This window comes from Rhodopirellula sp. JB055 (assembly GCF_043100905.1).
GTDB lineage: Bacteria > Planctomycetota > Planctomycetia > Pirellulales > Pirellulaceae > Rhodopirellula.
In genome coordinates, this window is the sequence record NZ_JBICHO010000460.1 from 1 (window position 1) to 5,736 (window position 5,736).

The 5,736-nt window shown below is 56.8% G+C and carries 6 protein-coding genes; 4 read left to right on the forward strand and 2 right to left on the reverse strand.

Annotation, left to right across the window (positions count from 1 at the left end; all coding sequences use genetic code 11):
• The first annotated feature begins 61 nt into the window (after window positions 1-61).
• Window positions 62-448, forward strand: a complete 387-nt coding sequence (locus ACF8AM_RS18065; RefSeq protein WP_392556991.1) for a hypothetical protein — start codon at window positions 62-64, stop codon at window positions 446-448.
• A gap of 95 nt (window positions 449-543) precedes the next feature.
• Here ACF8AM_RS18065 and ACF8AM_RS18070 read toward each other — a convergent pair whose 3' ends face one another.
• Together ACF8AM_RS18070 and ACF8AM_RS18075 are read right to left on the reverse strand one after the other, a co-directional pair.
• Window positions 544-1,581 (reverse strand): siderophore ABC transporter substrate-binding protein, encoded by a 1,038-nt coding sequence (locus ACF8AM_RS18070; RefSeq protein WP_392556986.1) that lies wholly within the window; start codon window positions 1,579-1,581, stop codon window positions 544-546.
• 356 nt (window positions 1,582-1,937) lie between these two features.
• Window positions 1,938-3,395 carry a Gfo/Idh/MocA family protein gene (locus ACF8AM_RS18075; RefSeq protein ID WP_392556987.1) on the reverse strand — a complete coding sequence of 486 codons (1,458 nt, stop codon included), beginning with the start codon at window positions 3,393-3,395 and terminating at the stop codon, window positions 1,938-1,940.
• 467 nt (window positions 3,396-3,862) lie between these two features.
• On the opposite strand from ACF8AM_RS18075, the gene ACF8AM_RS18080 reads away from it, so the two are divergent.
• From ACF8AM_RS18080 to ruvA, 3 genes are all read left to right on the forward strand, one after another.
• Complete coding sequence (locus tag ACF8AM_RS18080) at window positions 3,863-4,195, forward strand: HesB/IscA family protein (protein ID WP_392556988.1); 333 nt, start codon at window positions 3,863-3,865, stop codon at window positions 4,193-4,195.
• A gap of 206 nt (window positions 4,196-4,401) precedes the next feature.
• Entirely contained in the window at window positions 4,402-4,839 is a 438-nt protein-coding gene (gene nusB, locus ACF8AM_RS18085; protein ID WP_392556989.1) for a transcription antitermination factor NusB, read from the forward strand.
• Window positions 4,836-5,459 carry a Holliday junction branch migration protein RuvA gene (gene ruvA, locus ACF8AM_RS18090; protein WP_392556990.1) on the forward strand — a complete coding sequence of 208 codons (624 nt, stop codon included), beginning with the start codon at window positions 4,836-4,838 and terminating at the stop codon, window positions 5,457-5,459. Before nusB ends, ruvA begins: the two co-directional genes overlap by 4 nt.
• The last annotated feature ends 277 nt before the right edge of the window (window positions 5,460-5,736 follow it).

Genomic DNA, 5,736 nt, shown 5'->3' on the forward strand with positions numbered 1-5,736 from the left:
GCTTGTTGATTGGGTGTGTCTGAATGGGGACGCGAAATGAGGCTTGGATTTCTTCGGGGGGGTGGCGACCTGGGCGAACTGCCAAATCGTCAAGGGGTTTGGAAAGATGGTCGGCCCCGACCTATCCGAAATTGGTTCCAAACTCTCTCGCGAGGCGATGTTCACGTCGATCTTGGCACCCAGTGCTGGCATCAGTCACAACTACGAGAACATGATCGCGTTGACCGAAGATGGCCGCGTGGTGAACGGTGTGTTGGTGTCAGAGACCGACGACAAGCTTGTTCTGCGAACGGCGGAAGCGATTGATTTAGAACTGGACCAAGACGAAATTGTCGACGTGAAAAAGAGCGAGAAATCGATCATGCCCGAGAACCTGCACCACACCACCGACCAACAAGGCCTGGTGGATGTGGTCGAGTATCTGATGGGGCTGAAGAAGAAGTCGTGACAACGGAGTGCCCTTCCGGTGCCCTCCGCTCTGAAGCATCAGCGCGGAGGGCGGGGCATGACGTTGCCATTCGGCGGAGCCGCGCCGAACGGTTCCTAGTTCTGCGAATGTTGGTCGAACGCGTTTTGGATGGTGTCAATCGCGTGCTGCAATTGCTGGGCTCCGCCAGGCGCCAAGTACCATCCGCGGCCATCGAGGTAGATCACCTTTTTGGATCGCCAAACGCCGGATTCCGTTACAGCAGTACGAGACTGAAGTACTTCGGCCCCGCTTTCACGTTCACCAAACGCGGAGTTTCGGTCCAATGAAATCAGCCATTGAGGATCACGATCGAGCAACATCTGCAGACGCTTCGCGTCCTTCTTGGCTTGCTCACGTTTGCGGGCCTCGGCTTGAGCGATTTGTTCGGGGGTCTGCTCTTGAGCGTCATCGGCTTTGTTCTTTTGACGCGGTGGGCCGGCGTCGGCTTTTGTCATCACGGACGGCATCCCGATCAGTTCGTGAATGACGCCAAACCGAGTGGCGGGCGGTTGAGGGATGATGGAGTCACGCACCGAAAAGAGCAGCAGGCCTGTTCCTCGCGTCGCCGCATCCGTGTGAAGTTCGCGAACGTTCTGGAGCAACTCAATCGCTTTTTGGTTGGCCAATTCTTGTTGGTCGAAGATCGTTCCAATGGTCAGCAGGTTTTGAACCGTCGACGCAACAAAACCTGACGTTGTTGTGGACAGGTCGATGGTGGGGGCAATCGATGCCAGAGTATCGAGCTTCCCACTTGATCGGGAAGCCACAACGATCAAATCGGGGTTGAGTTTTTTGATGGCGTCGACGTCGGGCTCGAACAAGCTTCCGACCTTGGCGTAATCATCCGAAGCGTATTCGGACAACCACTCTGGAAACATGTGCGACGCGAGTTCGGGAACGCCGACCACTGGAATGCCAAGCGTGTCGAAGTTATCGAGTGACGCAAGGTCCATGACGACGACGCGTTTCGGGACCGCGGGGATCGTCGTGGTCCCTTGAGCGTGGTGCACTTCACGTGGGAATTCTGATTGCGAGGGTTCAGCCGATGTGACTCCGTGGAGCAGGCAAGCGGACAGCAGCACTGCGGCGACGGGGACGGTTCTTCGTTTCATTGCAAGCATCGTGTTCTCTTCTGACGGCAAATCGGGGAATGCTGCCAAGGCATGGCAGGCGGTTGTTGCGTCGGACAAAGACGCAATGCCAGACAGCTACAAACGTTGTTGGCTGGCTACCGCTGGTGCACGATGTGCGACTTAGGCTCGCTGGCTAGAGAAGCAGACGTTTTCACGTTGAAGAACGTCCGCGTTGAATTCGGTCGACCGAGTGCGGACGACCGCAAAGCATCTGATCGGATCGGCGGAATCTTGTCAACCGAATCGGTCGCGACGAATGAAAGCGATACAAATCGGCTGGACGCTCAATCGGCGAAACGGATTGAACCAACAGCCAAGGATGGCAGGGGCCAACTTCACGCCTCGAAGGAGTGGCCTTCGCGAGGTTCGAAGCTCAAGAAGGAATTCGCGATGCTGGAGCCCGCGAATTTTTGTTGGGCGTTGTCCCAGCGAAGTGTTTCCCCTGGAAAGCGAGTTGCGATGCAGCCAAGCAAAGCCGCTTGCGTCATGGTGCCAGCCGTCTTCAGGTCTTTGGCGTGAGCATCCGATCTGCCTTCTCGGACGGATTGGATCCATTGTTGGTAGGTGGACTGGGGTGTTGCGTTCTCTTGATTCGACAATTGGGCGACACGTTGGCGAGCGGCTTGTCGAGCGGCTTGTCGAGCTTCCGCAAGTTCCTGATCGTCCTCGCTGGCGACAGCGACGATCTGTGGCATTTGATCTGGTTCAGTCGCCAGCGGAGATCCGACGAGAGTCATCTTGTCACCTACAATCATGCAGCCGGATTCGTCGGCGGAGTAACCCGGTTCACCAGTGGTTTCATCCGCAATGATCGTCGGCGTTTCCGGTTGTTTGCCTCCGTCGTGCCAAGTCAATTTCAATCCACCCGGGCAGACGTCCGTGGGATCGAAACTCATCTCGATTTCCGACCACACGGGGTAGGAAACCGAGGCCGCTGATTCACAGTCGGCGGTGATGTTGCTGGGCAACTGCAGGCCCAACGTGGTGAAGGCGGGATCGAGCAAGTGGCAACCCATGTCACCGAGTGCTCCGGTGCCGAAGTCCCACCAGCCGCGCCAGGTCACGGGAAGGTAGCTCTTGCTGAACGGTCGATCCGCGGCTGGCCCCAGCCACAGATCCCAGTCCAGCGAAATGGGTGCGGACGTCGACGTGGGAACTGTCGGCATGCCTTGCGGCCATGCGGGACGATTCGTCCAGCAGTGGACCGATTGGATTTCACCCAGCGAACCCCGTTGAAGGAAGTCTTCGAAGACTCGCATGGAAAGGCTGGTGTGCCCTTGATTGCCGGCTTGGACGATCAGTCCTGACTCGCTGGCAGCGGTTTGCAAGCGCTGGACCTCGTCGAACGTGCGGGCCATGGGGCATTGCATGTAAACGTGTTTGCCATAACGCATCGCTGCCAAACCGATCGCCGCGTGGGTGTGGTCTGGCGTGCTGATCACGACTGCGTCGAATTCCTTGTCGAATTGATCCAGCATCACGCGGTAGTCGGTGAAGCGTTCCGCATCGGGATGTTTGCAAAACGTTTTGCCCGCCCGTTGAACGTCCACGTCGCAGAGGGCAACAGGGGTGCCGCCGGCACGGATCAGATGGCGAACGTCGCGAGCTCCCTGTCCCCCGACGCCAATCTGAGCGAATCGAAATTGGTCGCTGGGAGGCGTTTTGCCGGGACCGCCCAAGACATGCGGGGAGACTACCGTGACCGACGCGGCGGCGAGCGTCGAACGTTTCAGAAATGAGCGGCGGTCGGTCGACGCGCAGCGTCCCTCGCGGGCGGCCAAAGAATCGGTCATAGCGTTCACCTGACGGTGCAGAAAAGAGAAAAGAGCAAGCGAAAAACTCGCTGCAATCGTTCTCAGCGAGTTTCCGCCTGGCGGGATCATTCTACCGGTCAAGCAGTTCTCGGGCCAATTTTCATCTTTCAAAGACGCCATTTCGCGAGATGGAGCCATGGTTCTGACGCGATGATTCGACCGTTTGACCGAGGAAATGGCGGGAAATGGCAAGCCAATGACCATTGTTCTGACGCGGCGACCTGCCTGGAAAAAGCATTCGCTGGAACGGTTCCGACGAACCGGACACTCGTTCGCTGCGAAAAGAGGTTGTTGATTTACCAGCCCTGCGGGTACAATCAGCGATCACAATGTTGCGGCGCAATTGGTGCCAAAACGGCCAAGGGGTTGAGTTTTTGCATTGGCAACGCCCATCTTGGCCCAAGCTTCAAACAACTGTCCATCCATTCACGAGGATCATCCGAACGATGGCAATCAAATTGACCGAACGCGCGGCCGAAGAAGTCATGCGTTTTCGTAAAGAACACAACTTCGATGATTCGATGCTGTTGAGGATTGGTGTCGCCGGTGGTGGTTGCAGCGGATTCAACTACACGCTGAACTTCGACGACAGCTTCGACATGAAGGCCGATTCGAAATACGAGTGCCACGGCGTCAGCGTCGTCGTCGACAAGAAAAGCTCGCTTTATCTTGATGGGACTGAAGTGGACTGGTACGACAGCCTGGAAAAACAGGGCTTCACGTTCAACAACCCGAACGCTGTGAAAAGCTGCGGTTGCGGAAGTTCGTTCCAAGCCTAAGCAGGCTTGCTCGAAGGAAAAAACGATCCACCAAAAGTCGGCTCGCTTCATCGAAGCGGTCGGCTTTTTTTGCTGCGCTAGCAGAGGGGTGGTTTCAATCGTTTCGCAGATCCAACGATCAGCCGGCGGGGGTGAATCGGCGTCCCCGCAGAATCTGGTCCACAACTTTGCTGTGGCCTAGTTGACACTTCTGAGGTTCCTGCGGGATGATCGCTCGCATGTCCACACGTCGACGCGCCCGCGAAATAGTTCTGCAGCTTCTCTACGAAGCCGATCTCAATGATTGGCGTGATGCCGCCACATCACGCAAGTTCATCCGCTCTCGTTTGCAAGGTCGCAAAGTCCTCACGGACTTCGCCGCTGACCTGCTCGACGGCACGTTGGCCCGGCGAGATGACATTGATGCGAAGCTCAGCAAACTCTCCACGAACTGGGCACTCCACCGCATGCCAGTGACCGATCGCAATGTGCTGCGGTTGGGGGCCTATGAGATCCTGTACAGCGGAACGCCGGGGCAGGTCGCGATCTCCGAGGCTCTGACGTTGGCGAAACGTTACGGTGGTGAGAACAGCCCGCGGTTCATCAATGGCGTGCTGGACCGATTGTTCAAGTATCACTCCAGCCCCGAATCCATTTCTTCATGATCGTTTCGATCGCCGGCAAACTGGTCCAGGTGGGCGAGATCAGCGTCATCATCCAAGCGGCCCCGTTTGATTACGAGGTCTATGTGGGCGACTTCACTCGCCGCCAACTGCAAAACCAAATTGGCAACGAGGTTCGGCTGCACACGCTGGATTACATCGAGGGCAACGCACAGGGCGGTCGCCTGACGCCTCGTCTGATTGGTTTCTCGACGCTTCCCGAACGGCAGTTCTTTGATCTGTTCTGCAGTGTGGATGGCGTGGGCGTCAAAAAGGCTTTGCGAGCGATGGTTCGCCCGGTGAAGGAATTGGCTGTGCTGATCGAAGAACAAGACGCGAAAACCTTGTCAACGCTTCCTGGCATTGGGCCAGCGACCAGCGAAAAAGTGATCGCGAAACTTCGGCGCAAGATGCCTCGGTTCGCTCTGATGGTCGCCGGTGACGAAGTGGCTGATGCGATGGAAGTCGAATCGCCGATCGTTTCGGACACGTACGAGGCACTGGTGATGCTGGGGCACAGCGAAGCCGATGCTCGCAAGTTGATCGACGAAACGCTCGCGACCGGAAAGAAATTCAAGGACACCGAATCGCTGCTCACCGCCATCTATCAGCGGTCGAAGTAGCGAGAACGAGTCTTTTGAAGTTGCGTTTTTTTCAAAACCCGAAGCGTCAGCGAGGGACAAACGACGTTGACTTCGCCTCGCTGACGCGTTTTGAAGTTGCGCTTTTCTCAAAACCCGAAGCGTCAGCGAGGGAAAAACGATGTTGACTTCGCCTCGCTGACGCGTTTTGAAGTTGCGCTTTTCTCACAACCCGACGCGTCAGCGAGGGACCCACCGGCTCGTTGCAATGGCACGCGTTCCCTCGATCACGCCTTTTGAAGTTGCACTTTCGCATTCG

Bases quoted from the DNA above. Each gene is read 5' to 3' on its own strand.
- ruvA (WP_392556990.1), top strand. From the start codon at position 4,836: ATGATCGTTTCGATCGCCGGCAAACTGGTCCAGGTGGGCGAGATCAGC.
- ACF8AM_RS18070 (WP_392556986.1), bottom strand. From the start codon at position 1,581: ATGAAACGAAGAACCGTCCCCGTCGCCGCAGTGCTGCTGTCCGCTTGC.
- nusB (WP_392556989.1), top strand. From the start codon at position 4,402: ATGATCGCTCGCATGTCCACACGTCGACGCGCCCGCGAAATAGTTCTG.
- ACF8AM_RS18080 (WP_392556988.1), top strand. From the start codon at position 3,863: ATGGCAATCAAATTGACCGAACGCGCGGCCGAAGAAGTCATGCGTTTT.
- ACF8AM_RS18075 (WP_392556987.1), bottom strand. From the start codon at position 3,395: ATGACCGATTCTTTGGCCGCCCGCGAGGGACGCTGCGCGTCGACCGAC.